22 protein-coding genes are annotated in these 26,032 nt (G+C 56.2%); 15 read left to right on the plus strand and 7 right to left on the minus strand.

All coding sequences use genetic code 11. The features are described 5' to 3' along the window. Window positions 1-121 precede the first annotated feature (121 nt). On the plus strand, window positions 122-1,633 hold the full coding sequence (locus ACUIAH_RS06665) for a sodium:solute symporter family transporter (RefSeq protein ID WP_445340762.1): 1,512 nt from the start codon (window positions 122-124) through the stop codon (window positions 1,631-1,633). Window positions 1,634-1,813: 180 nt separating this feature from the next. Here the strand turns inward: ACUIAH_RS06665 and ACUIAH_RS06670 are convergent, their stop codons facing one another. The 5 genes from ACUIAH_RS06670 to ACUIAH_RS06690 form a co-directional block, all read right to left on the minus strand. Continuing rightward, window positions 1,814-2,785 carry a siderophore-interacting protein gene (locus tag ACUIAH_RS06670; RefSeq protein ID WP_445340763.1) on the minus strand — a complete coding sequence of 324 codons (972 nt, stop codon included), beginning with the start codon at window positions 2,783-2,785 and terminating at the stop codon, window positions 1,814-1,816. Between the two features lie 188 nt (window positions 2,786-2,973). After that, window positions 2,974-3,837 carry an ABC transporter ATP-binding protein gene (locus tag ACUIAH_RS06675; protein ID WP_445340764.1) on the minus strand — a complete coding sequence of 288 codons (864 nt, stop codon included), beginning with the start codon at window positions 3,835-3,837 and terminating at the stop codon, window positions 2,974-2,976. A gap of 5 nt (window positions 3,838-3,842) precedes the next feature. Continuing rightward, window positions 3,843-4,859 carry a FecCD family ABC transporter permease gene (locus ACUIAH_RS06680; protein ID WP_445340765.1) on the minus strand — a complete coding sequence of 339 codons (1,017 nt, stop codon included), beginning with the start codon at window positions 4,857-4,859 and terminating at the stop codon, window positions 3,843-3,845. 44 nt (window positions 4,860-4,903) lie between these two features. After that, window positions 4,904-5,884: a FecCD family ABC transporter permease gene (locus ACUIAH_RS06685; RefSeq protein ID WP_445340766.1), complete on the minus strand. Its 981-nt coding sequence runs from the start codon at window positions 5,882-5,884 to the stop codon at window positions 4,904-4,906. An 88-nt stretch (window positions 5,885-5,972) separates the two neighbouring features. Beyond that, window positions 5,973-7,043, minus strand: a complete 1,071-nt coding sequence (locus tag ACUIAH_RS06690; protein WP_445340767.1) for an iron-siderophore ABC transporter substrate-binding protein — start codon at window positions 7,041-7,043, stop codon at window positions 5,973-5,975. Window positions 7,044-7,816: 773 nt separating this feature from the next. On the opposite strand from ACUIAH_RS06690, the gene ACUIAH_RS06695 reads away from it, so the two are divergent. The 9 genes from ACUIAH_RS06695 to ACUIAH_RS06735 all read left to right on the plus strand — a co-directional run bounded on the left by ACUIAH_RS06695 (window position 7,817) and on the right by ACUIAH_RS06735 (window position 17,084). Further along, the gene (locus tag ACUIAH_RS06695; RefSeq protein ID WP_445341570.1) at window positions 7,817-8,836 is read left to right on the plus strand and encodes an ABC transporter ATP-binding protein; all 1,020 of its coding nucleotides are present in this window, start codon (window positions 7,817-7,819) and stop codon (window positions 8,834-8,836) included. Continuing rightward, window positions 8,836-9,612 carry a multidrug ABC transporter permease gene (locus ACUIAH_RS06700; RefSeq protein WP_445340768.1) on the plus strand — a complete coding sequence of 259 codons (777 nt, stop codon included), beginning with the start codon at window positions 8,836-8,838 and terminating at the stop codon, window positions 9,610-9,612. Before ACUIAH_RS06695 ends, ACUIAH_RS06700 begins: the two co-directional genes overlap by 1 nt. Before the next feature lie 2 nt (window positions 9,613-9,614). After that, complete coding sequence (locus ACUIAH_RS06705) at window positions 9,615-10,379, plus strand: hypothetical protein (RefSeq protein WP_445340769.1); 765 nt, start codon at window positions 9,615-9,617, stop codon at window positions 10,377-10,379. A 206-nt stretch (window positions 10,380-10,585) separates the two neighbouring features. Then, window positions 10,586-11,281 (plus strand): lantibiotic protection ABC transporter ATP-binding protein, encoded by a 696-nt coding sequence (locus ACUIAH_RS06710; RefSeq protein WP_445340770.1) that lies wholly within the window; start codon window positions 10,586-10,588, stop codon window positions 11,279-11,281. Further along, on the plus strand, window positions 11,278-12,114 hold the full coding sequence (locus ACUIAH_RS06715; RefSeq protein ID WP_445340771.1) for a hypothetical protein: 837 nt from the start codon (window positions 11,278-11,280) through the stop codon (window positions 12,112-12,114). The genes ACUIAH_RS06710 and ACUIAH_RS06715 overlap by 4 nt, the downstream gene beginning before the upstream one ends. 1 nt (window position 12,115) lies before the next feature. Continuing rightward, complete coding sequence (locus ACUIAH_RS06720) at window positions 12,116-12,940, plus strand: ABC transporter permease (RefSeq protein WP_445340772.1); 825 nt, start codon at window positions 12,116-12,118, stop codon at window positions 12,938-12,940. Window positions 12,941-13,071: 131 nt separating this feature from the next. After that, window positions 13,072-13,803: a response regulator transcription factor gene (locus tag ACUIAH_RS06725; RefSeq protein WP_445340773.1), complete on the plus strand. Its 732-nt coding sequence runs from the start codon at window positions 13,072-13,074 to the stop codon at window positions 13,801-13,803. Beyond that, entirely contained in the window at window positions 13,791-15,299 is a 1,509-nt protein-coding gene (locus tag ACUIAH_RS06730; protein WP_445340774.1) for a HAMP domain-containing sensor histidine kinase, read from the plus strand. Before ACUIAH_RS06725 ends, ACUIAH_RS06730 begins: the two co-directional genes overlap by 13 nt. Window positions 15,300-15,512: 213 nt before the next feature. Then, on the plus strand, window positions 15,513-17,084 hold the full coding sequence (locus ACUIAH_RS06735; RefSeq protein ID WP_445340775.1) for an ATP-binding protein: 1,572 nt from the start codon (window positions 15,513-15,515) through the stop codon (window positions 17,082-17,084). Window positions 17,085-17,169: 85 nt separating this feature from the next. Here the strand turns inward: ACUIAH_RS06735 and ACUIAH_RS06740 are convergent, their stop codons facing one another. Beyond that, window positions 17,170-17,424 carry a substrate-binding domain-containing protein gene (locus ACUIAH_RS06740; protein ID WP_445340776.1) on the minus strand — a complete coding sequence of 85 codons (255 nt, stop codon included), beginning with the start codon at window positions 17,422-17,424 and terminating at the stop codon, window positions 17,170-17,172. Between the two features lie 884 nt (window positions 17,425-18,308). Between ACUIAH_RS06740 and gtfA the strand changes: the two genes are divergently transcribed. Then, window positions 18,309-19,823, plus strand: coding sequence for a sucrose phosphorylase (gene gtfA, locus ACUIAH_RS06745; protein WP_445340777.1), 1,515 nt, complete (start codon window positions 18,309-18,311; stop codon window positions 19,821-19,823). A 21-nt stretch (window positions 19,824-19,844) separates the two neighbouring features. Here gtfA and ACUIAH_RS06750 read toward each other — a convergent pair whose 3' ends face one another. Then, entirely contained in the window at window positions 19,845-20,876 is a 1,032-nt protein-coding gene (locus ACUIAH_RS06750) for a LacI family DNA-binding transcriptional regulator (protein WP_029678295.1), read from the minus strand. Window positions 20,877-21,168: 292 nt separating this feature from the next. Here ACUIAH_RS06750 and ACUIAH_RS06755 point away from each other — a divergent pair, with 292 nt between their 5' ends. The 4 genes from ACUIAH_RS06755 (at window position 21,169) to ACUIAH_RS06770 (ending at window position 25,966) form a co-directional block, all read left to right on the plus strand. Further along, window positions 21,169-22,506: an ABC transporter substrate-binding protein gene (locus ACUIAH_RS06755; RefSeq protein WP_445340778.1), complete on the plus strand. Its 1,338-nt coding sequence runs from the start codon at window positions 21,169-21,171 to the stop codon at window positions 22,504-22,506. Between the two features lie 104 nt (window positions 22,507-22,610). Then, window positions 22,611-23,471: a carbohydrate ABC transporter permease gene (locus ACUIAH_RS06760; protein ID WP_445341571.1), complete on the plus strand. Its 861-nt coding sequence runs from the start codon at window positions 22,611-22,613 to the stop codon at window positions 23,469-23,471. Further along, complete coding sequence (locus ACUIAH_RS06765) at window positions 23,468-24,292, plus strand: carbohydrate ABC transporter permease (protein WP_029678292.1); 825 nt, start codon at window positions 23,468-23,470, stop codon at window positions 24,290-24,292. The genes ACUIAH_RS06760 and ACUIAH_RS06765 overlap by 4 nt, the downstream gene beginning before the upstream one ends. Before the next feature lie 3 nt (window positions 24,293-24,295). Beyond that, window positions 24,296-25,966, plus strand: coding sequence for a glycoside hydrolase family 13 protein (locus ACUIAH_RS06770; RefSeq protein ID WP_229132143.1), 1,671 nt, complete (start codon window positions 24,296-24,298; stop codon window positions 25,964-25,966). The last annotated feature ends 66 nt before the right edge of the window (window positions 25,967-26,032 follow it).

A 26,032-nucleotide genomic window follows, 5' to 3' on the forward strand; every position in this document is an offset into this window, starting at 1 on the left:
GCTGTTATAACCAGGACGCTTTAAATTCGCTTCCCTTCGACAGCGGTGTCTGTTCGTCAAGCAATGGTGTTGCTGGCACACAGAACCAAGGGGGGTAGTAAGTGGAAAGAGACCCTCTGAAATGAAAAAGTTGCATCTTCTAGACTTCGTAGTTATCGGTTTATACTTTGCCATCTTGATTGGTATCGGTCTGTGGTCGGTTCACAGGACGAAAGGCAGGGATGACTATTTGGTGGCCGGGCGAAGACTGGGCTTCCCCTTGTTCTTCGGCTGCATGGCTGCGATGGCGGTGGGTGGCGCTGTAACAATCGGCGGTACCGGGAAAGGTTACAGTGATGGCATAGCCGGCATCTGGGTTGGGGGATCCCTGGGCATGGGGTTGATATTGCTGGGCATGCTGGTATCCAGCAGAATCAGCAAGCTCCGTGCCTTGTCGATCAACGAGGTTCTTGAACGCAACTATGGGACGGGTTCTCGAATTTTTGGCGCTGTGCTGACTGTCATATACACCATTGCCCTAACGGTTGTACAGGTGGTTTCCATGGGAGAAATCACCGCAGGCATATTCAACATCAGTCTCCGATGGGCGATGCTGCTGTCAGGGGTGGTTGTCGTCTTCTATACCTTCCTCGGAGGTATGTGGTCAGTGACGATGACGGATATAGCTCAATTTGTGATCAAGACATTGGGGATAATGATACTGGTGCCAATTTTTGTTCTGAGCAATCCCAGAATTGGCGGTATTTCAGGATTTTTTGCAAAAATTCCCCAGAGTCACTGGAACCTCGGTGCCTATGGTTTCTCCGGTACTCTATACTGGGTCCTTTTGTATGTGCCAGGACTGGTGATCGGGCAGGACATATGGCAGCGCGTGTTTACGGCGAGGAGCCCGAAGATTGCACGTCGGGGGACTATATCTGCCGGGGTTTACGCAATCCTGTATTCACTCCTTTCGATAATGCTCGGTTTATCGGTATATGCTTTAGGAATCAAACTGGACGATCCCTCCATGGCATTTGAAGCTGGAATATCGGTATTCCTGCCGCAAGGTTTAGTTGGTCTCCTTCTCGCAGCTGCCCTCGCTGCTTCCATGTCGGTGGCCTCCGGCACGATTTTGGCATGTTCCACAGTGCTTTATAACGATGTATTTGTCAGATTCATTCGTAAGCAACGAAGCGTAGCCAACGTCACGCCGGGTTCAAAAGAAGATGCTGAGAGCGCCAAGGACGCTTGGATTAATAGGGCAATCGTGCTGCTCGTCGGCATGGTGACCATTCTTCTGTCATTGGTGATTGGTGACATCTTCAAGGCTCTTGACCTGGCCTATGCATTCCTGTCTGGGTGTGTATTTGTGCCCGTGCTTTTCTCTTTCTTGTTGAAAAAAATCTCTCCCAAGGCAGGATTCGTATCCTTGGCATTGAGCGCAATCGCGGTCAGTGGTGCCATGATTTTCGGAGCGGTCAGTAGACAACCGGACTTCGCCTTAGGAGGTAACTGGCCCATCATGATTGGTATGGGAACCGGACTGATTTCCTATCTTCTGGTGACATTGATAGACAAACAGAAAGTCCGGCCCAATATGACCATAGAGGAAGGCTCGTGGGGAGAGGAAGGAGAAACCGGTAGGCAATAAGGTTCTTCCTTATGGCGTTTTACCACCTGCTATGTCCGCCTGCGGTCTTGGAAGCTGATGAGCTGCGCCGATCCCTTCCAGAAGGCTCTGCATTCATGCAGAATTCGTTCTTCTCGTTAGCATCCCGTATGCACGATAGTTGCCGATGGCAGATAGCCGACTGGGTCTGGAATCCACTTGTCAGGACATCTCGCTGCGACCCTGACGCCAATAGCCCATGAAAGAGATGCTGCGCCGGTCCATTCCCCGGTCTCTGACCAGCATGCGCCTCAGTTCGCGGACGGTGGCTGCCTCCCCGGCGATCCAGGCGTACAGGTCGTCGGCATGAATGGAGGCATCCGCCTGGGCGGCATCGGCAGTCTCCCAGAGCAGCTCCTTATCGATATCGACCTCTGTGAATTCCTTGGGGGCTTCAGCGGCTGCGGCCGTAGGTGAATGGATCGGCAGGTCCTCCAGCAGGCTGCGCATGGCTTCAGTCAGGGCGTGCCCATGCCCGGATTCGTCGCAGGTCGTCCAAATTATGCGGATTCCTTCATGCTCGGGCAGCGGAAGACGATCCTCTTCGGTCGGGACTTCGATCACTGCCACCCCGTCGCCCTGCCAGTGGTCGCGGATCAGACTGTCCATTATGGCGGCGATGGCTGGTACCGCCGTCTCGTCGCCCACTAGGAGGAGATGTCTGGATTGCCCTGGATGGAAGTCCATCCCCGCGACCGGTCCTCCGGCCTGTGCATTGGGGCCGATGATGATGGCCTGGTCGCCAGGTTTCGCAGCCTCTGCAAAGGCTCCAGCCGGTCCGGCATGGTCGTGGATGACGAAGTCCACATCTATTTGCTCGCTCTCGGGCCTGACCTTGCGAACCGTATAGGTGCGCAGGGGATTGCGGCTTTCTGCGGGCAGGGTCCTCCACTGCTGGTACCAAGCGAGCGGATCCTCAGGGGTCGCCTCGAAGAAGGAAGGGGGCGGCACGGATCCGTCGGGGAGGGGCAGGAGGATTTTGATTCGCTCATCGTAGCCAGCGTCTGCAAAAATCTTCAGATTCGGTCCCTGGAAGACGATCCGCTTGAAGTGGGGCGAGAGCGTTTCCGCTCTGGCTACGGAGACGCGGAAGGGAATCAAAGGGACAGGCTGATTGTTGGCTTGGTGTTCCATGACTAGCTCTCTTTCGGTTGAGGTTTATGGATTGGCCTTTGTTTCAGGTTCTCGTCGTTCAGGTTGTAGCGGTTTGAGACTTTGTGGTCTAAGGCTTTGTGCTTTGGGACGTCGGGGTAAGCGATGTGGGGAGCGGAACGAGAGGTTTTACATCATTGGGTTGTTTGGTGTCGTCCTGCCGAGTCATCTCAGTGTACGTGTACATTACAAGCCCCGCCAGAGTGGGCTCCGAGGCTATGGAGGGGAGCAGGTGTCATCAGCGGGGTGCCGGTGGATTCATCCTTCACCACGGTGGACGCGATGTCGAATACCTCCGTGACCAGGTTCTCGGTCATGACCTCGTCGGGAGCGCCCAAAGCGACCCTCCTGCCATCCTTGATGGCCAGAATCCAATCCGAGTATCTGGCGGCCATGTTCAGGTCGTGGAGAACCATGACCACTGTGACGCCCTCCTGCCTGTTCAGGGTGCTCAGCAGGTCAAGCACCTCAAGCTGGTAGGCGATGTCGAGATAAGTGGTCGGCTCGTCAAGAAGGAGTATGTCGGTCTGCTGGGCGAGGGTCAGGGCAATCCAGGCGCGCTGGCGCTGGCCTCCGGACAGGCGGTCGATTGGACACCCCGCCATATCGGTCAGTCCGGTCAGGGCAAGGGCCCGTTCCACCGCCTTTTCGTCCTTGGTTGTCCACCGCTCGATGAAGTGGTGGTGGGGGTATCGACCGCGAGCGACCAGGTCAGCGATGGTGATGCCTGCGGGGGCTGACGGGTTCTGCGGCAGCAGCCCCAGAATCGTTGCAACCTTGCGGGTGGGCATGCTGGTGATGGGCTCTCCATCCAGCATGACGGCCCCCGAGGCCGGTTTCAGTATCCTGGCCATGGCCTTGAGGAAGGTTGATTTTCCGCACCCGTTGGGTCCGATGATGGACCCCATCGTGTGTGGGGGTATATCCAGACTCAGGTCCTCGATGACCGTACGCCCGCCATAGGTGAGGCGAAGGTGCGAGGCGGTCAGCCTATGCGCGCTGCTCCAGGAGTCGTGTGCCGGGGGTGACGTCATGATGTTCAGAGCTCCTGTCTGCGGGTCATGAGGACCATGATCAGGATGAGGACGGGGCCGCCCACAATGCTGGTGATAATGCCGACCGGCACTTGGGTTGTGGGCAGATGTTGAGCGACGATGTCCGACCCCAGAACCAGGCAACCTCCCACCAGGCCCGACTGGATAAGGGCCGATGTTCCCTGACCAACCAGGACTGCGGCGATGGGGCCGGAGAGGAACGAAACAAAGGAGATGGGACCGGTGGTCGCCGTTGCGACAGCCAGGAGCAGCACACCCACGATAATCACCTCGAACTGGACACGGCTTACCCTGACTCCCAGTCCGGCGGCCATCTCCGGTCCCAGCTGCAGTGTGCTGACATTCCTGTCGAGTGCCAGCAGGAGCATGGCGCCGACCAGGGTTGTTGTTGCCAGTATGGGTAGATCGGACCACTGGGCATCGGCCAGGCTGCCCGTCAGCCACCGGGTTGCTGCCTGGATGTCCCATTGGTTGCTGCGAACCATGAGCCAGGAACCCAGAGCATTGAACCCTGCGGCCACTCCGATTCCGATCAGTATCAGCCGGGTCGGGTCGAACGAACCGCGCCAGGCCAGGGCCATGACCAGGAGGGCTGTCAGGAGACCGCCCATGACCGCCAGGCAGGCCAAGGGCATGCCCGACAGGCCCAATACGACAATGCCGAAGATGGCGGCCGTGTTGGCTCCTGCCGTGATGCCGATGATATCCGGGCTGGCCATCACGTTGCGCAGGAGGTGTTGGAAACCAATTCCGGCCATGCCGAATGCGATGCCGGCGGCGCAGCCGATCAGTGCCCTGGGCATGCGCAGTTGGAGAATCACGAACCTGGTCCCTTCGTCTCCCTGCCCCAGAAGCGCTCCAATCAGGTCGCTCATGGAGTATGTGCGGTGTCCCAGAACCAGGTCGGACAGCGCGAGAGCAACCAGGAGCACCACAAGCAGGATGGTGACTGCCAGTGAACGAACGGTATGGGTCCGTCGTATCCGTTGCAGGTCGGTCATCGCATCGGGTCTATGCGAATCATGAAGGAGGCAAGCATCCATGCCTATACCTCCGCGGTTCTTCTGCGCCCGGCCAGAATCACGAATACGGGAGCCCCAATCAGTGCCGTGACGATGCCGACCTCCACATCGGATGGACGGGTGATTATCCTGCCCACCACGTCGGCGCCAACCACCAGGAGGGGGCCGATGAGGATGCTCAGGGCCATGATTCGCCTGTAGTCGGGTCCTATAAGCAGTCGTGCCACATGGGGGACCACCAATCCGACGAAGCCAATCGGACCCGCCAGTGCCGTACAGGAGGCGCAGAGGAGTATCGCCGCAAGCCAGGCCAGGCTGCGGACACGCCCGACGTGCATACCCAGTCCTTCGGCCATCTGATCACCCAGGGTCAAGGCGTTGATCCCGGGCGTCAGGCAGAAGGCGAGTATCAGGCCAAGAGCGAGAAGAGGCAGGACCGGCATCATGAGATCGAACCGGGCGCCGGAGATTCCGCCCACCTGCCAGAAACGATAAGAGCTTATGACATTGACGCGTGGCAGAAGGATGGCGGAGGTAAGGGACCCCAGTACCGAGCTGATTACGACGCCGGCCAGGGTCAGCCGTAGCGGAGAGGGGCCGGATGGGCCCAAGGAGCCTATGGCCCAGACGACCAGTGCGGTCGTCGCACTGCCCAGCAGCCCCACCCAGACATACTGGGCCGGGGTCGATAGGGAGAAGAAGGCTATGGAGCAGACGATCGCCAGGGCCGCCCCCGTATTGAACCCCAGAATCGACGGGTCCGCCAGTGGATTGCGAGATATGCCCTGCATCAGGGTCCCGGCCACCCCGAGCCCGGCACCGACCAGGAGGCCGAGGACGGTGCGGGGGATTCTCAGGCGGATGGCCGAGACCGCGATGTCATCCGAGGAGGCGGACAGGGCATCGAGGATGTCGGAAGGGCTGACGGAACGGGATCCGAAAACCAGGGACAGGGCGCAGACCATGACCAGGCAGACCGCCAGAATCAGCCCGGACAAGACCATGGGTCCGTTTCCCTTGCGATTCATGGCTGCCCGCCGACCGCATATATGCGCCACCTCTCCCTCTTTCATCCCCTCACCTGCGGCCTGATCAGACCTTGGCGGCAGCCTCGCCCAGAAGTTGCGCGTAGGTGTCGGTCGTCTTCTGGATGGACAGGGCCGAGGGGTCAAGGGCATTGGCCATCTCGCCGTCACTGTCGATGACCACGACGGATCCGCGCTCAACTGCGGGAATCTTGGAGAGGAGGGGGTCCTTGCGCATCGCTTCAAGCAGGTCCGGGGTGCCGTAGGTAACGATGATGTCGACATCCTTGTACCTGTCGGCATGCTCGGAGGAGATCTCCTTGTAGAAGTTCTTGGTGCCCTTGGAGTCCTCCTTGATGGACTCCGGAGTCTCCATACCGAGGTCGTTCAGGAACTGAGGCCGGGCGTCGGAGGTGGTGTAGACGCTGAACTTAGAGAGCTTGGAAGCATCGAAATACATCACTGCCGCGGTCTTGCCCTTGATGGCCGGTTGGGTCTCTCCGGCCTTTGAGATGCGCTCCTCCAGGTCGGATATCAGCTGCTTGCCCTTTTCGGGTTCTCCGATGGCCTTGGCTGTGGACGTGATGACCTTGCGCCAGGGGTCGCCCCAGGCAACCTCCTGATAGGCGATTGTCGGCGCAATCTTGCTCAAGGTGTCATACTGCTTCTTGGTCATGCCGGAGAGCAGGCCGATGATCAGATCGGGCTTGGACGCGGCGATGGCCTCGACATCGATGCCGTCCGATTCGTCATGCAGCTTGGGCATATCCGCCTTGGCCACACGCATCTCATCCAGGGCATCCTTGGTCCAGGTCAGATACCCTCCATCCACGGTCTTGCCGAAGGCGTTCTTCTGGATGCTGACCGGCACGACCCCCAAGGCGATGAGGTTGTCGGGAGTGGCCCATCCGACGGTGGCGATGCGCTTGGGCTTGGAAGGGATCGAGGTGGTGCCGTAAACATGATCGATCTTGACGGGGAAAGTGCCTTGCCCTGCCGAGGCCTTTGACTGGCTGGACTGGCCTGCCTGCGGGGCCGATCCGCAGGCGCCCAAGAAGAACAGGGCGCTTGCCAGCACCAGGATGGCTGCGATAGCGCGCTTGAATCGGGTGAGGGAAAGGAATGGTCGAATGTGCATGTGGTTCCTTTGATCGTGCTGTCGAATTGGCATGGTGCACCAGAGCCAGACACCAGATGTAGCATCGGCCCGGCGGGAAGAAAAGAGTTGATTTCCTTGGTTGCGTGTGTTAAGCGGAGCATCTGCAAAGGCGGTAGGCAAACGCCGACCCCAGCGTCTTTGTGATCAAGGGCATGGGTAGCCTAATGAACCCAGTCTTCTCTGCCGCTCCGTACACGGTTCCCAACCACTTAGGTGCGGCGTATATCAAGGTTTTTCAGACGGGTTCACACTGGACGTGATGCGTAAAAGCGGTTCTCTACGATTGTCATCATCGGCCGGGGAACCGTACCCCGGCCCGGTGTATAGTGGCAAGCGGGTCCCTGCGGGGGCCCGCATACATGCATGGGGATGGGCCTTTGTAGTCCTGGCCCCTGCGATTTTTGTTATCAGTGGATGGTGAAGTCATATGACTGCCGGCTTCCTTTGCGAGAAGCTGATCCCGGGCAGGGTCCTCTGAAGCCCTTTAGGCTCTGTAGGCCCGCTGGTTCAAGCCGCCCATAGGGGCGGCGACTCCGTTATGCCCGGTCTGGCGCCCCTATGAGGCGTCTCTCGTGGTACTCCGGACCGCATTGGTTCGATCCTGATTTCGTTCACGGTCTGGGTGCGCATGGATTTGTAGACACAGAGCACGGAAACGGCATTTAATTTTGATTGATTTCATCAAGCATTCCAACATAAGTAGACGTGAAAGCTGCGGGTATCCGCAGGCCGGAGGCGATGACAGTCCGGCCCTGGCCCTCTCACACGTCTGGCGGTCCTTCGCCGGAAGGCGAAGTAGGCGGAGGGAGGGACCCCAAACAGTTTTATCAGACATTAGCCTGAAGGTGGACAGGGGAAAGATACAGGCCTTGGTAGGTCTGAACGGGGCCGGTAAGACCACCCTGGTCAAAATCGCTTCCACACTGCTAACCCCTACTCATGGCGAGGTGAGCGTGGACGGGGTGGATGCCCTGGCCGATCCGAGCAAGGCCCGGAAGAGATTGGGGCTGGTACTCGGTGGGGACAGGGGTTTCTACCCCAGGGCCACAGTGATGGCCAATATGCGCTTCTTCGCCGACTTGGCCGATGTGCCCTACCGGCTGAGGGACAGCGAAATCGGCCGTGTCCTGGACAGCGTGGGGCTAAACGGTAAGGAGCGTCATGCAGTATATAAGCTCTCGCGAGGCCAGACCCAGCGTCTCCACATAGCAAGGGGGCTCATGGGTTCCCCCAGACTCCTCCTCTTGGACGAACCAACTGATGGCCTGGACCCGAGCGCAGCCCTGCGCATCCGCAGCCTGATCCGTTCAGTGGCGGATTCGGGGATGGGCATCCTCCTGACCAGCCATGGTATGGAGGAGGTGGAGGAACTGGCCGACCGTATAGCCGTCATCGATTCGGGCAGGATCCTGGTCGATGGGTCCCTGGAGGTCGTCCGGCGGTTCGCTGATGTGAGCTGGGTGGTTTCCTTCACCCTGAGGCCGGACCAGTTGGCCGACCCCGGTATTCTGATTGACTGGGTTGGTCGGCGCGGTGTGGTTCTCACACGGCCATCAGGTCCCGACTGGATGATCTCCATCCTCTGGAAGCGAGCCTCGGAGAAAGAGCTAGGACCTGCGGGTGCAGAGCCGATCCGTCTGAGACGAGGAATGGCCCGGTTCTTCGCGGACCGATCACTCGACTGTCCGGCAGATCTCCTGGTCAGGCCTGCAGGTCTGGAGGACGCTTTGCTGGCCCTGGCCGCCCGTCCAGGCGCGGAGGCGAATCTATGATGAGGATGCTCAGAGAGGCCGCCTTCCAACTGCGCGAATACACCAGAACCACCTACTTTATTGAGATCCTCCTGGTAGCCACCCTCTCAACCTGTCTGGTCCAACGGTTGGGAGTCAGGGCCTGGGGATCCGACCCCTATCAGGGGTTTCTGCGTTCAGCCGTCATAGGCCTGTGGACCTCCTGCACCTCCGCCGCAGGTCTGATCGGTTTCGAACGGCGCAAGGGGACCCTGGCTCATCTCATGGTCAGCAGGTCCGGCCCCCGGCCTGCCATCCTGGCCCTGATCTCTTCAACCGCCACCTTTGGCCTGCTGGCTTTTCCCCTAGCCGGTGTGGCCTGGCTGATTCCAGGACCGGGTGCCCTCCTACCCACCGAGCTGGGGGAGCATTGGCCGGTCCTGGTCCTGGGGGTGCCCCTGATTTGGCTGGGGGCCCTGGTCATGGCTCTGGTAGTGGCCTGTCTCTTCGTGATGACCCCCTATGCCACGGCCTATGAAGGCCTGGTCCTTGTCCCCTGTATGGCCCTGTCAGGGGTTTTCGAGGGTCAGGCAGGAGCGATTGACCTGGGGGAGGGGTTGAAGAATCTGATCCCCACCCGGCCTGCCCTGTCCATTATGAAGGCAGGTGGCATTGCCTTCGGTCCGGAGGCTCCCGTCCTTTGGTGGGACCTGGCCTGCTGGCTGGTGGCCCTCCTCCTGTGGATTAGCCTGGCCGCTCGCCTTGCCGGCATTTCCGAGACCAAAGCCAGGCGTGACGGCACAATCGAGGTGATCTGACCGTGAGTTGGATTCATAGGATGCTCACCGTAGCCAATGTCAGCTGGCGCTCTTCCATGTCTGCTGGCCGTCCCCTGGCTCTCCTGGTATCTCTGGCCGTTGTCCCCATCCTGGACGTGGCCTGCCAGCTTATGCTCGGGGGGTGCCTGAATTCCCCCGCCCTGGCTCGCATCGGATATGCCGGTGGCCTGGTGACTGCGGCCTGCCAGGTGGCGACCGTCATGGCCAGCGGTATGACCATGGACAGGGAGGAGGAAATCATCCCAGAGGTCCTGGCACGTCGTCCGATGGACCTGGCCTACTGGATTGGTCTGGGTCTTCCGGGCGTGGTGGCTGCATCGATTACAGGGCTGGTGACCCTGGCCGGAACCCTGGTCCTGGATGTCGGGCACGGCTCGTTCGATTTTCTCCGAGCCCTGAGCCTCCTGCCTACCGCCATCTTTGCAGGTTTGGCTTTGGGGATCCTTGTGGGTGGCCTCGGACTGCTGACTGCGGATTCCTTCGCTCCACTGAATGCGGTCACTGTCCTCCTCCCGGTGGCTGTGGGCGTGGTTGTGCCTGCTGAAACCTACCCGGCCCCGCTTCGTCGGTTCGCAACCATCCTCCCCTTAGGGGCCACGGTTCAGGCCGTGGGAGGTTATGGCCTATCCTGGACGGCGGTTCTTCTTGCCGAGGCCGTCAGGGGGCTGGTGGAGGTGGCCATCGGTCTGGTGGCCTCTGTAGCGGCTCTGCGCAGAATACGGTCAGGGGTCTACCTGAGGTTGTGATTCAAGCCGGCGGCGGTCGGCTGTCCTAGGAGCGGATGTGGAAGGCAGGAGGGGCTATGCGCGTGCATGCACCCCTCCCTCCTGTCTCAGGTGTTCGTCTAGCAAGAAATTATGGCGGTGTGAGAATCCGTTCCGGCTCCTTTATCTTTCTTTATTTTCCCTCTTTAGTCTGGCTCCTGCCACACGGAAATGAATAGGAGCTGACCATGCGTTACATATTGCGGACCGAGGGGCTGACCAAGGTCTTCGGCCACGGACAGCGGGCCGTCGACCAGGTGTCCCTGCATGTCCCCGAGGGTGGAGTCTACGGGCTCCTGGGGCCAAACGGGGCCGGCAAATCCACTACCCTGAAGATGGTCACAGGCATGCTGCACCCCAGTGGCGGATCCATGATTCTGGACGGGCACCCTTGGTCGCGCCGGGATCTCTGCGACATCGGCGCCCTGATCGAGCAGCCGCCCGTCTACCCCAACCTGACGGCCCGTCAGAACCTCAAGGTGCGTACAACCCTGTTTGGCCTGCCTGATGAGCGGATCGACCAGGCACTCTCCATTGCCGGACTGAGCGATACGGGTTCCAAGAAGGCTGGACAGTTTTCCATGGGCATGAAGCAGCGCCTGGGGATAGCGAACGCCATTCTGACCAAGCCTCGTCTGCTGATCCTGGACGAGCCCACCAACGGGCTGGATCCGCTGGGCATCGAGGAGCTGAGGGGGATGATCCGCAGCTTCCCGCAGCAGGGAATGAGCGTGATCGTCTCCAGCCATATCCTCTCCGAGGTGTCGATCCTGGCGGATCATATCGGCATCATCGCCGACGGTCGCCTGGCCTACGAGAATGAACTGCACGCCGGGGAGGACCTGGAGGGGCTGTTCATGGACGTGCTCAGGAGGTCACGATGAGCAGCAGGAATGCCAACCAATTCGTCCAGCAGGATACGGCTGAAAGAGTCAGAACCAGAGGCAACGGCATCCCCTTTGGCAGGATCCTGGCAGCGGAGATCATGAAGGGCCGGTCGGCAGCACCCAGACGGATGGCCCTGGCTTTCCCCCTGGTGCTCATTGTCATCGTGGCTTGCTTCGCATTCGGACTGCACGCCTGGTTGCCCTCCTGGGTCAACTACTGGTATGTCCTGCTCCTTCCGGCCATGACCGCCCTGATAAGCGTCGCCGTGGCCAACATCGACGGAAAGCAGCGGTGGAGAACGACCCTGTCCCTGCCTGCCGCGCCCGTTATGGTCTGGTGGGCCAAGATCGTCTACTGCCTGCTTCTAGTCGGCCTCGCCACCCTGCTGGCTCTGGGCCTTTCGGCACTCATAGTCGCCGTTTCCGGGGTTCAGGGCCCCTCCCTGGTCGATTTTGTAGTCAGCGCCCTGATGCTGGTCCTGGCCTGCTCCTGGATGATACCGGCGGGACTGGCACTGACCGCCCGGTCCGGCGTTCTGATCGGATTCGGCCTGCCTTACATGGTGGACCTGCTGGTCTCGATTACCTTCTGGGGAAGCCAACGGCTATGGCCCTTCCTGCCGCCCGCCGCCATGATCAACCTGCCGGTGCCCTTCATGAAGGTCATGCCTGATGGCGTGCCTTTGGAGACCGAGGACAACAGTCCGATCAAGGCTGCGCTGTCTGTCTTCGGCGGGCAGAGTCTGACGGCCTTGGTGTCCTGCCTGGTCTGGTTCCTGCTCCTGTCCGTCCTGACGGGCATCTGGTTCTCGCGGAAGGAGACCAACTGACATGACAGGGATGACAGCCGGCCGGGTCGTGGCCTCGGAAGTCGTGAGATTGCACGGATCTGTGCTTATCGCCATCCATGTCGTCTGCGGGTTGGCGGCCGGACTCGTCTTCGGTGCCTACTTCGCCGCAGCCCCCTATGATCCCGGGTTGGAGACCGATGCATTCTTCCAGGTCCTGGGCGCCTTCATGCCCCTGATGGCCGCCATCGTCGTTGCCATAAACATCGAAACCGAGCGGGAGGCCGGCGACATGGCCAACCTTTTGGGGATTCCCAGCCGCCGTCTGGGCCTGGCGGCCAAGGTCCTGGTGCTCTGGCTTCTGGGTCTGCTGGCACTGGCCCTGGCGGCTCTGGCCTTCTGCCTGCCCATGGTTCTGGCTGGCGGACTGGGTGCACCAATCTCGGCCGTCGCGCTCGCCACCGTGGGCATGGCAGGTGGTTCCCTCTGCCTCTACCTTTTCTCCATCGTCCTGGCCCTGCGCTTCGGCAGAAACACGACCATCGCCATTGGGGTCCTCGGCACGGGGATATCCATCAGTTCCCTTGGCGGCCTCTTCAACGGCCTGTACAGCCGTACCCTGTCCGGCGCCGCCAGCACTCCCGGGATTAGCCAGTGGATACCCTTTACCTGGCCTACCAGGTTTGGCTCTCTGGGAATCGAACAGGCTCTGGCCTTGACCATGCCGGAAGGGAAAGGTCTGCGTACTTCAATCGGCATGACGGCTGTGGACAATCTGGTTCCCTGTCTGGTCCTCACCCTGACCCTGGGCCTGGCCCTCCTGCTCTGGATCGGCAGGTTCGAGGATCGGCGAAAGGTCAGCGATTAGACTGGATTACAGGGCATCCGGTCCGTAAGGAATCTGTTCTAGGAATCAGGCTTGCAAGACACCTGGTCCACAAGGCGTTCATTCTCGAAAGCGGGTGGGCTGAGTCTGCAAGCGCAGAAAAGGAGCCAATCGTGGCTGACGTGTACGCCGAAGGTTCCCCCGGGAGCAATCGGCATCGGGCCTCCATCCTGGTGGTGGACGACGATCCAAGGATCACCACACTGCTGATGGCGGCCCTGTCCAAGGACGGCTATGCCGTGACCGTGGTCAACGAGTCGCGGAAGGTCGTAAGCATGGACCTGTCCTCGGTCGACCTGATCCTTTGCGATGTCATGATGCCTCACATGGACGGCTTTGCCCTTTTGACTTCCATCAGGGAACGGGTATCCTGCCCGATCATCTTCCTGACGGCCAAGACCGACGAGGATAGCGCGGTCCTGGCCTATGGCCTGGGTGCCGACGACTATATACGCAAGCCTTTCGGCATTGCCGAACTTCGAGCCAAGGTCAAGGCGCGGCTTTCCCAGGGCAGTCGGCGCGGGCGTCCCCTCCTGCATTTCGGATCCTTGGACATGGACCTTCAGGCGCGGCAGATCAGAGTGGACGGGCGCAACGCCAATCTGACGGATGCGGAATACCGCATATGCGCCCTGCTGGCAGAACATCCCGGTCGGGCCTACGCGCCCATGCAGATATGGGAGGCCTGCCTGGCAGCAGAGGATGACCCGGCCGCCAATGATACGGACAGCGATGCCACGGCTGCGGTCAGAGTGCATCTGAGCAATGCCCGGCGCAAGCTCAAAGCCCTGGGGGTGGACCCCATCAGGACCATCTGGTCGGTGGGGTACCAATGGGTGGCCTGACTGACAGCGTGCCCGAATCGCCGATGGAGCAGAGCGTCAACGGCAAGGGCCGGCCAAGCCGCAAGGGAATGCCCATCGTTCTGCTGATCATCAGATACTTTCTCTACGTGCTGCTGATTCTGGCTCTGCTGTTCGCCGGCATATATATGGTCTGGATAAACCTGGGGGCCAGGGGCGACTTCTTCTGGGCCAACTATGGCGAGCAGCATCTGGAGAAGGTGGGGCAATCTATCAGCCGTTCGACTACTGTTGACGAATCCGTGATTCCCGCCGCTTATTGGTATCGGACCTATGACCATCAGGGGCGTCCCACTGGGGGAGATATGAAGGGCGGCATGGCCAGTGAGGCCGATCAGTTGGCCGCCGACCTTTGGAAGCACAGGGCATCTAAGTCATCGGAAGAGCAGATAAAGAAGACAGGAAGGCCCCTAGCTACTCGCGCAAAGCCGGATGCGACCTACGCCGTCTATGCCGCAGCCGATGGGCGGCCATGCGTCCTGGCCTATCGGGTTCAGCCGCAGTGGGCATCGAGGCAGGCCCGGGACCGCTATCCCAATCCCCAGAACCTGCTGCTCGCGTCTTACGGGATCGCCTTGCTGCTCACCCTCCTGTCGGTCGGGCTGCGGGCGGCCCATGTCATATCGTCCAAGCTCAAGGTCTTCAACCAGGTGGCTGACGATATAGGGCGGCAGGACCTGGACGCCTCACTGCCCCGCAGCAATGTCCTGGAGATCAACCGTGTGCTGGGGTCCTTCGACAGGATGCGCGTCACGTTGAGGGAATCGCTGGAGAAGACCTGGACGGCCCAGGAGTCCCAGCGTCGGCAGGTGGCGGCCCTGGCTCACGACCTGAAGACGCCGCTGACCATCATGCGAGGCAACGCCGACCTGCTGGGTGAGACCGAACTCAGCCAGGAGCAGCAGTCCTACTTGGACTCCATCGAGGATGCTATCCGTGAGATGGCCGACTATGCCCAGGCCATCAGTCAGGGTTCTGTGGGTACCGCTTCGGGGCGATCCGGGGTCACGACGGTTGCCTTGAGGGATATGGTCGACAACCAGGCCCAAGGCTACCTGAATGCCCGGGGTCTGCGGCTTGAGAGAGATGACCGTCTGGATTCAGAGACTGGCCAGGTTTCCGGTAATGCTGTTGACCTTGCTAGGGCGATCATGAACATCGTGGCCAACGCGGCTGACTACTCGCCGGACCATGGTCTGGTGACGCTGACATGGAAGCTGGAGTATGGCCAGGAGGGCGGGCGAGCCTTGGTCGTGACCGTGCATGACCAGGGTCCAGGATTCAGCAGCCGGGCTCTGGCCCACGCCACGGAATGGCTCTATCAGGCTGACAGCAGTCGGCACGGCTCCGGCGGTCACCATGGCATCGGCCTGGCTGCCGCCCGGTCAACTGTCGAGAGTGCAGGAGGCCGCCTGACCCTGGGGAATGCAACCGATGGCGATGGCGCAGTAGTCACTGTATCTTTGCCGGTGCAGTGAATGAGGCGGGGTGAATATCGGCCACGGCCAACTCGGTGTCCGACTAAAAATTGCACAGTGATAAAGATCTGGAAATAGTGTTAATCATGGGTTGATAATTATAAAAATATCAATTTTTAGTGATTATTTTAGTAATCAATTACTAAAGTTTGCCATTCTTTAGTAAATCTGTATGATAAAGATAACAGAGATTATCAATTTGTAGGGGTCTGCATGCAAAAATCAGATGACGTTGAACAGAGCGATCTGTCTCTGGAGGAGGTTGTGCGTTCGATTCAGCGCAAGGGTTGCGAAGGCCAATCGATAGAAGTCAAAGCCGCAAGCCAGGGGACTCCGAAGGTGTATGACTCGCTGTCGTCGTTTTCCAACCAAAACGAGGGCGGCATCATCGTATTCGGGCTGGATGAAAGCCTTGGATTCGAGGTTGTTGGCGTCCACGACGCGCAGGAGCTGGAAAAGGCGGTAACAGCACAGGGCAAAGAGATGTATCCCGAGGTCAGACCAGTCTATAGCGAAAGCCTGATTGACGGCAAGACAGTGGTTTCAGCTTATATCAATGGCAAACCTATGGGCGAGAGGCCTGTCTACCGTAAGACAGCAGGCATCAGCGCAGGCAGCTACACCCGGATCGGGGATGCCGATGCCCGCATGACGCCTACGCAGCTGTATGAGATCGAGACTTTCAAGGACGGTCGGCGCGACGATGTATCGGTAGACCCTCAGGCCGATTCCGATATGTTGAACCCAGGAAAACGTCATGATTTCATTAGTCGAGCACAGCGGGAACGCCCGCTCCTAGCCAGAAGGAATGAGGACGAGATCCTGGAGCTATCGGGTGTCTGCCGTCGTGGATCTCCTACTCTTGCAGGTTTGATGACCCTTGGCGAATACCCGCAGCAGGTGTATCCGAACCTCTGCATTACCGCCGTGGTTGTGCCGGGAACCAAGGCCGGAACTGGTCTTGGGGGAGAGCGGTTCCTTGACAATCAGCGCTTTGAAGGGACCATTGACCGCATGCTTGAGGATGCCATGGCCTTTGTGCGGCGCAACAGCAGAACCAGGACGGTGATCAGGGATGGGGTGCGCACTGATATTCCTGAGTATCCCGAAACCGCAGTCAGGGAAATCCTGACCAACGCATTGATGCATCGTGACTATGGCCCATACTGCAACGGAACGCCGGTCAGATTGACGCTCTTTGCCGATCGTCTTGAATGCTGGAATCCTGGTGGTGTATATGGCGGTCAGAGCATCAACGACTTGGGCTTTGCCAACAGTCAGACCAGGAACCCTACTCTGGTCAGTCTGCTGGAGATTGAGGGGATTGCGGAGAATCGGCACTCAGGGATTCCGGCTATCCGTGAGGAGGCCAAACAGTGTGGATATAAGCCTGTAGAGTTTCAGGATCGGCAGGCTTCCTTCACTGTGCGCTTCTACTCTGTGCCGGAACGTGCTGGTGCGGCGGAAGCAACCGTTCATTGGACTGGGGCCGCAGTATCTGATTCGGCGAAACGCGTCCAGGCCCATGCACTTGGTGGTTCCGATGCCTCGGGAGCAGCAAAGACGGGCAAGGGAATACGCGACAGGATTCTCGGTTTTTGTAAGGAACCCCGTTCGCTCGAGGATATCGCGCATGCGCTTGGGCTGGGCAAGTACTATGTTCGCAGGCGGTACATCGAGCCGCTGCTCGAAGAAGACGCGCTCTCCATGACGCTTCCCGATAAGCCCCGGAGCAAGTACCAGCGATATGTGGCCAGCAATGCCTCAGCCGAGATGTCTTTGTAAAAGAAGACGTGAATGGCATTACCGTAAGAGCAGGTATTGCCGGTTGGTCATGATGGAGCATGGTTATAGCATGCTGATTGTTTTCTCAGTGCGAGTACGCTGACCTGCTTGAATCCCGCTCTACCAGGGTCGGCTCAATCAACACGGAGCCGTGCACATGCCGTGAGTTGCTGAGCTCGCCCATCAAAAGAGTGGCAGCATCGCGCTCCATATCGACATCGGGCGCAGTGATGACTGATAAGGGGATCTGGGGATAGCCGTCCGCGCGTGCGTCTTCGGTGCTGTCGGCTTTGATGTCGTCGGGTACGCGACTCCTGAACGGGATTGACAATTCCCGCACGGAGAGCGTCGTTGCTGGTGGAAGTTGGCTGATCTCACGCTGTCTGCAGAATACTATGCAGCGGTCACATATGGACTGGTTTCCGAAGGAGTGGGAGAGAAGCGAAGGCAGTGTGTTGGCAGCCGGCTCCCCGCAAATATCTGGTCGACATTTGCCCTACAACGAGGTGTCCTCCAGGACGCGGCAGTTTCGGTTGTGCTGCTGAGCTCGACATGATCCACCAGCACTATGGGTAACTTGACCGAGGCCGCACACTCCAGGTCGGAGGAGCAGTCTATTAGGATATAGACACCAAGAGAGCGAAGGAACTTGAGCAGACTGGTCTGTCGCTATGAATCAGAATAGGCATTGGTGCCGATCAGCTGGATATCTTTGTCTTTGTGGATTTCCTGAGCTCCCTCGAATACGGATGTGCACAAGGAATGCTCAATATTGGTCATGATGATGGGGATGGCTGATTGTTTGGTAAGAGTTGTGGATCGATTCGCTGGGCAAGGATCGGCATATTCGGGATGAATCCTGGGTTCTGGTGAGAAGATGGACAGAAGAAGTGCGGCTGGAGGTGTCCCGCATGATTCTGTGCAGGCTAGTGGAATCGGTTTGTGGCAGGCGATGGCCTAGCTTAGAAGGATCATATATTAGATCTTTCCAATTTCAATATATTCATGATTCTAAAACTGCGTTAATGATCTGCTGAACTTTTCGGCTGTTCGAACTTGATTGATGACTTCAGGCTCTGGTTAGAACCTAATCAATTAATCCTGCTTCTTGTCTGTCTAGCCAGAGTCGTTAGCTCGATGCTCTGTCGTAGCCTTGTTAGATACTTGTAAAATCGATTTTACAATGATGATCAAGCGTGGTTGCTGACTGTACTCGGAGGAATAATGGAAAACACGGTTCAACTTATTGCCTATGCGGATCGCTTTGGCGATGGAACTTTGGCATCACTGACCGAAATGTTGCGGACTAGGTTTGCTGGAGTTTATTGTGGCGTTCATATTCTGCCATTTTTTACTCCTTATGACGGGGCAGATGCTGGCTTTGATCCGATTGACCATACAAAGGTAGACCCACGTCTTGGCTCTTGGGATGATGTCAGGGAGCTTAGCCGTACTCATGGAATCATGGTGGATACCATTGTCAACCACATGTCATGGAAATCAGAGCAATTCCAGGATGTTATGCGCCGCGGTGAAGACAGCCCTTTCCATGATATGTTCCTGACTATGTCATCAGTCTTCCCTGATGGTGCATCTGAAGAAGATCTATCAGGGATATATCGTCCTCGTCCTGGCCTGCCCTTTTCCCAATACTCTTGGGCAGAGAAGACGAGACTGGTTTGGACGACCTTTACACCTCAGCAGGTAGACATTGACACTGACAGCAAGCAGGGATGGAGCTACATCCTGTCGATTCTTGACAGACTTGCAGAAGGTCGAGTGCGATATATCCGACTGGATGCTGTTGGTTATGGCGCCAAACAAGCCGGAACTAGCTGTTTCATGATCCCCAAGACATTTCGTCTGATTGAATCTATCAAGCAAGAGGCAGAAAAGCGCGGTCTTGAAACTCTGATAGAGGTCCATTCCTATTACAAAAAACAGATAGAGATAGCTTCCAAAGTCGACCGAGTCTACGATTTTGCATTGCCTGCCCTTCTTCTCCATTCGCTCTATAGCGGAGATTTGCAGGCACTGGCGCATTGGATAAGTGTGCGGCCCAGCAACTCCATCAATGTTCTGGATACGCACGACGGCATTGGGGTTATAGATATCGGTTCCGATCAGACGGACAGAAGTTTAAAGGGTCTAGTTAACGATGCGGCAGTGGATGCCTTAGTGCGCACTATTCATCAGAAAACTGCGGGTCAGTCTCAGGCGGCTACTGGCGCGGCTGCCAGTAATCTGGATCTTTATCAGATCAATTCAACTTACTACTCAGCTTTAGGTTGTGATGATCATCTTTATCTAGCGGCTCGGGCTGTCCAATTCTTCCTGCCAGGGGTTCCTCAGGTTTACTATGTCGGTGCTCTGGCAGGGGAGAATGATATGGAGCTTCTCAAGCGGACTGGCAATGGGAGAGATATTAATCGGCATGCATATTCAGTAGTTGAAATCGACCTGGCTCTTCGGCGCCCCGTGGTCAAGGCTCTCAATGCCCTGTGTAAGCTGCGCAATCGATTAGATGCCTTTGATGGAGAGTTTTCCTACGAATTAATTGATAAAGGCCCTCTTTTTCTGAGGTGGAAAGGTGAAACGAGCAGGATTCAACTCACTTTTAATCCTATGAAAGCAGCCATACCCGAAGATGCCAGTGGTGTCGCCGAGCTGGATTGGGAGAGCGGAACAGGGCATCATCACAGCTCTGACCTCCTAGAGGATCCGCCTACGATCATATGACGAGCCTGGAGGTCCTACCTGTTAATTGATGTGACGTGCTGGGCCGATGGTGTCTCGTAGAATGAGAGAAGCAGGCGCAACTATTCTTGACTGGTCTAATGTCTCCCCGCGGGCCAGTCGTACTGCCATCAGTCCGGCCGTTTTGCCATATTCGTCGGGACGGTGCCTGATCGTCGAAATGCCGAGCGGAGCCGCCATCTCACGGTCGTCAAAGCCTACGACAGAAATATCATCCGGAACACGTACTCCGTAACGCCGTAATTCATGTACCAGGCTAATTGCCACTTCGTCGCTGATGCAGCATATGGCTGTTGGCTGAGGATCTAAGGCAAGTATGGCGCTGACTGCAATGCTGCCTGCTTCAGAACTATGGGGAACGGGAATCTCGTAATCTTTTCGATGGGTAATGCCAGCAGCTCGTATTCCCTGACGGTATCCTTCAATCCGCTGGTCGGCATCCCAGACGAAATCCTTGTTTATCGGAGTCGTCTGGATAAAAGCGATACGCGTGTGCCCCATGACGCAGAGGCGATGAATCAGGTTCTTCAATGCGGAGATTTCATCTACGCCTATGGATGCCATGCTATAACGGTCGTTGAGGTGCATAGTGTTGACGCCTACGATGGGTACTCCCACATCACGTAGAGACTGTCCTTCATTCTCAGTTAGAGCGAAGGAAGAAATGATGACAGCATCCGTATTGCGTTTGATCGGCATTGAAGAGAAGAAATCAGCGCGTTGCTTTCGGTCCGCAACTCGATAGAAGAGCAAATCATAGCCTTCGTTGCTCAGGGCGGAATAAACCCCTTCAGCTAATTCTGAGCTGTACCATCCTGACATTCGGTTGCCGACAATCAGGGCAATTCGCCCGGTTTTCCCGCTTCTCAGTCTCGAGGCTTCCTTGGATGCCGTGAAGCCAAGCTGCTCACTGGCTTGGAAAACCTTACTCCTTGTGTCGGCTGAAACTCTATCTTTACCGTGTAATGCGCGAGAGACTGTTGACGGGGAGACGCCCGCTTTTTTTGCGACGTCGTAAATGGTCGGTTCTCGCATGTATATGCCTCTGTTGTGGTTACTTTAGAACACAACCGATTTTACAGCATGAATTAAGGCGTTGTCATTGCTGAACTTTGATTCGGCGAAGAAGGTGAAGAGGCTTGTTCGGCATAGGAAAAGGTGGGAACAATTTGACAGGAGCTGGATTACGTTTATATACTGTGTGCAACCGATATTACAAACGGAGAGTAAATTAGAAAAAATGATGTCATAAATATAGCAATATCAAATATAATATCGGTTGTGCAAGTTCATCGACGAAGTGAACATCTGTACGGCAGGAGGAAAGATGCAGTCGTTCTTTAAACATGGGGCAGCGATGCTGCTGTCCGTCGGATTAGCGGTTTCGCTCGTAGCCTGTGGACCTGGGGGTTCAGACAAGCAGGCGGGAAGCAACGAACCGGATTCTGTCAGCACCGATCTGGGTGATAAGAGCTACAGTCTGACACTCTGGGATGGTGCAGGTCTAAAGACTGTAGACGATGCGCTGATTAAAGGGTTTACAAAGAAATATCCGAAGATCAAAATTAAAGCGCATTACGATCCGGACAATGTAACATCCCAAAACGGTCCTCGTCTTATTGCGTCTAAGGATGCTCCAGATATTGCTCGTGTCACTGATGTCAACTCTGCTGTCAAGGGAAAGCACGTCATCTCTCTTGAACCTTACGTTCAGGCATACGGCTGGAAGGTTCCGCAGTCGCAGACCCAGCTGTACCGCGCTGACGGAGCAGGCAAGGTAGGTAAGGGCAATCTCTATGCGCTTCCCAACTCCTATTCGGTCGCTGGCATGTATGTAAATACCAAGTTGTTGAAAAAAGCTGGTATCGAGAAGGTGCCAACGACTATGGATGATTTGGAATCAGACATGGCCAAAGTTAAAGATGCCGGTGAGATTCCCGTGATGATTAATGGAAAAGATGGGGGTATTTCTTACATCTTCCAGGCTATGATGGTCAACAATGACTCTTTGAAAACAGTAACCGACTGGATTTTGCAGCGGGACGGATCCACTTTCGATACCAAGGGAGCAAAAAAGGCTGCCGAGCGGATTCAGAGCTGGAGCAAGAACGGGTATCTGCCTTCTGATGTCAATGCCGTTGACGGTTCTTCAGCGCTGAATAGATTTGCCAATGGCCAGGGTGTGTTCTTCCCCAGCGGGAATTGGAACCTGGATCAGATGAACGACTCTTTGGGAGCTGATGTCCAATTCGTTCCATTCCCTTCCAATTCGGCGGATCAAAAGCCTAATATTGCAGCCAATGGAGGAAGTTTCTTTGGTATCCCGACAAACTCGGCCCAGAAAGATGCAGCGGCTTGCTTCCTTAATTACACACAGAGCGATGAGGCCCGTCAGATAATTGCTGATGTCAGCGGTTACTTCCCCAAGACGGTCAAGGGACAGACCGTGCCCAAGGCCAAAAATGATCTGCAGAAGAGCATGTTCGATTCTTACTTGAATGTGTTTGAATCTGGGAACTCTACTGATTTCATTAATAATGCCACTGCCGGTCTTCAGGCCAGTGCTCTGGTGCCTAATTTCCAGCTTCTGGTGGACGGCAGTATTTCACCCAGCCAGTTTACGCAAAACGTTCAAAATGAGTATAAGCAAGAGGTCATGCAGTGAGTACCTCTTTCAAAGCTGAGGCGGGTGCGGAGCGACATTGCTCGAATGCCGTTCGCACCGCCAAGCGAGATGGGCATAGGCGCCATAAAGCTGGTCTTACACTCATCGGCTGGCTTTTCCTGTTGCCTGGGCTCGCTTTCTATATAGTTTTCGTCTTTTGGCCCATCATTCAGACTGCTTGGTACTCCTTTTACAGTTGGAATGGGGTTGATGCCAGCACATGGGTTGGATTCGATAATTTCATCCGTGTTTTTACCGATCCGGTCCTGAGAGGCAGTATTGCTCATTCGTTTTACTTGATCATTTCCTTTGCGCTGATTCCGGTTGCCCTAGGTATCATTTTGGCATCGCTCATTCGAGATGTTCGCAGCAAAACCTTCAGCTCTGTGGCACAGGTCTGCATGTTCCTTCCCAGGGTAATACCTGGAGCCGCGGCAGGTGTGGCTTGGACTTGGATGCTGGCTCAGGATGGCATCGTTAATCAGATGCTTAAAGCGATGGGTCTTGGCTCTCATGCCACGGCATGGCTAGGAAATCAGCGTACAGCACTGAACGCCGTTGGAGTTATTGGGTTTTGGTTGCAGCTGGGATTCTGTATCGTTCTGCTCTCAGCGGGTATCGGCAGTATCAGCAAATCTCTTTATGAGGCAGCAAGCATTGACGGTGCCGGCTGGTGGAGTCAGTTATGGCATATTACCCTGCCTGGCCTGCGTGGTCAGATAGCTGTCTGCTTGACCATGACCATGGTCGCGGCGCTGGCAAGTTTCGATGTCGTCTTTATGGCTACTCAAGGCGGTCCGGGCTATTCGACGATGGTTCCCGGCGTTATGGTCTACCGACTGGCCTTTACACAGAACAAAGTCGGTTTGGCTTCCGCTCTGGCTGTGGTGCTCATGATTTTGGTCCTGCTTGTAGTTGGACCTTTGCAGCGGCTGGTTCAGGGCAAGTCGGAGGAGGCAGCATGAAGCAGTCCTTATCTGTCCGTGTTCTAGGAAATCTGACGCTGGCGCTCACTGTTATTTTTTGTGTCTTGCCTTTTATCAGCATGCTTTCAGCTGCACTACAGCCTCAAGGTTCCATGCCATATGGGATTCAATTTACCGCCCATCCGCATTGGGAGAATTTTGCTGCTGCTTGGAAAGTAGCCAACATCACTCCTCTGCTGATTTCCAGTGTGATCCTGGTCGTGGCTGTGGTTCCGGTAACTCTCATCTGCAGTGCTATGGGCGGGTATGCACTAGGTTCTTTGCATGTTGCAGGTGGTTGGATTGCATACGCCCTTCTCTTTGTAGGGCTGACGCTGCCGTTCGAGGTGCTGGTAACTCCTCTGTATTATGAAATCCAATCAATGGGATTGCTCAATACGCGGCTGGCTATGATCCTGCCGATGATCGGATTGAATATGCCGTTTGGAGTCATCTGGATGCGAACCTACTTCGCCCAGATGCCCCGTGATCTAATCGAAGCTGCCAGCCTAGACGGGGCCGGACAGTTACGTATATTCCGTAGCATCCAACTGCCGCTGGTGATTCCTGCCATATCTTCGCTGGGAATACTAACTTTTCTGTCAACATGGAATCAGTTCCTGCTGGCTGTAGTACTTATCGATGATCCGACCAAGCGGACAATGGCTGGGGCTCTGCAAAGTTTCGTTGGACAGTATTCGACAGATGTCGTTCTGCTCAACGCAGGCTCTCTGCTCATCATGGCGCCAACCATGATCCTCTTCATATTTCTACAAAAATATTTTATACGGGCGATGCTCGAAGGCTCAGTAAAGGAGTGATGGATGATCAACGATATGCTGGACCCAGACTGGTGGAAGAATGCCACTGTCTACCAGATTTACCCCCGGTCTTTCCGCGATGCTAGCGGAGATGGAATAGGGGATTTGCGAGGAGTGAGGTCCGGACTGCCCTATCTAACCAAGTTAGGTGTTGATGCTATATGGCTGACTCCTTTCTATCCTTCACCTCTAGTGGACGGAGGCTATGATGTGGCAGATTATCGTAACGTTGATCCGCGTCTAGGAACCATGGATGATTTTGATGCTTTGGTGCACGATGCCCATGATTCGGGAATAAAGGTGATTGTGGATATCGTTCCCAACCATTGCTCCAATCAGCATCCCTGGTTTCAGCAAGCTTTGAAGGATGGACCTGATTCGCCTATGCGTCAGAGGTTTGTCTTTAGGAAGGGGAAAGGCCCCAATGGAAGTCAGCCCCCCTCTAACTGGCTTTCAGGAGTTGGCGGCAGTGCTTGGGAGCCGTGCGGCGATGGCTGGTACTATCTGCATCTTTTCACCAAAGAACAGCCTGATTTCAACTGGGACAACGAAGAGGTCAGGAAGGACTTTCTGAAGACGCTGGCTTTCTGGAGCGATCATGGGGTTGACGGATTCCGTATTGATGTGTCGCATGGCCTGGCTAAGGATTTAGCTGAACCCTTGCGTGACAGGCCTGATCCTGCTGATCAGGAGCCCTTGTCGGACAAGGGAGATGATCCTTTGTTTGATCGTGACGAGGTGCATGATATCTACCGAGAATGGCGTAAGGTCTTCAACGAATATAACCCACCCCGTATGGCTGTGGGGGAATCTTGGACTCCGATCACGGATCGGGTATATGACTATGCAAGATCTGACGAGCTCGGATCAGTGTTCGATTTCTCTCTTTCTAAGTGTGACTGGGATAGACAGGAATACCAGGATGCTATTGAACGAACATGGAATGGTTTCCGTAGGGTCGGCGGCTCTCCAAGCTGGGTATTGGGCAATCACGATGTACCTCGCGTGGCATCGCGTCTCGCTTTGCCCAAGGGCGCCGATGTGGTCGAATGGGTAACTTCTGCCGGTACTCGACCGGTCATCAATCAATCAGTGGGTCAGGCTCGAGCCCGTGCAGCTGGAATGCTCATTCTTGCATTGCCGGGAACTGCTTACATCTATCAAGGTGACGAATTAGGCCTGCCAGAGGATTTGGACATCAAGGAAGAAGACATTCAGGATCCGAGCTGGGAGCGTTCAAATCATAAGGTCAGGGGCCGCGATGGGTGCAGGGTTCCACTCCCTTGGACAGTTTCGGAGACAAACGCTTACGGATTCAGCTCAGCCAAGTATGCCCGACCCTGGCTTCCCCAACCAAGTTGGTTCTCGACCTATGCGGTTCAGAGAGAAGATGGTAGGCAGGATTCAGCGCTGGAATTGTATCGAAAGGCTTTAGCTCTCCGACGTCAATGGGTGGTTGCAGAAGGTACTACCACTATGGAAATCCTCAAAGACGGTGATCCAAGAATCCTGCATATTAGACTTTCGACAGGGTTGCATTGTCTTCTGAACTTCGGCCCAGGCAAAGTTGGTCTCAATATAGATGGGACGATCGTTCTATGTAGTGACGATATCGATGAGAAGCTTCAAAAAGAGGAATTACGAGAAAATTCCTGCGTGTGGTTTGTGGAGTAAGCATAAATAAAAGAGCTGTAGGTGTGAGCGCTTATGGGCTCTTGGTCTTCTGAGTCGGGTGTTTCT

Source organism: Bifidobacterium sp. ESL0820, from assembly GCF_052606235.1.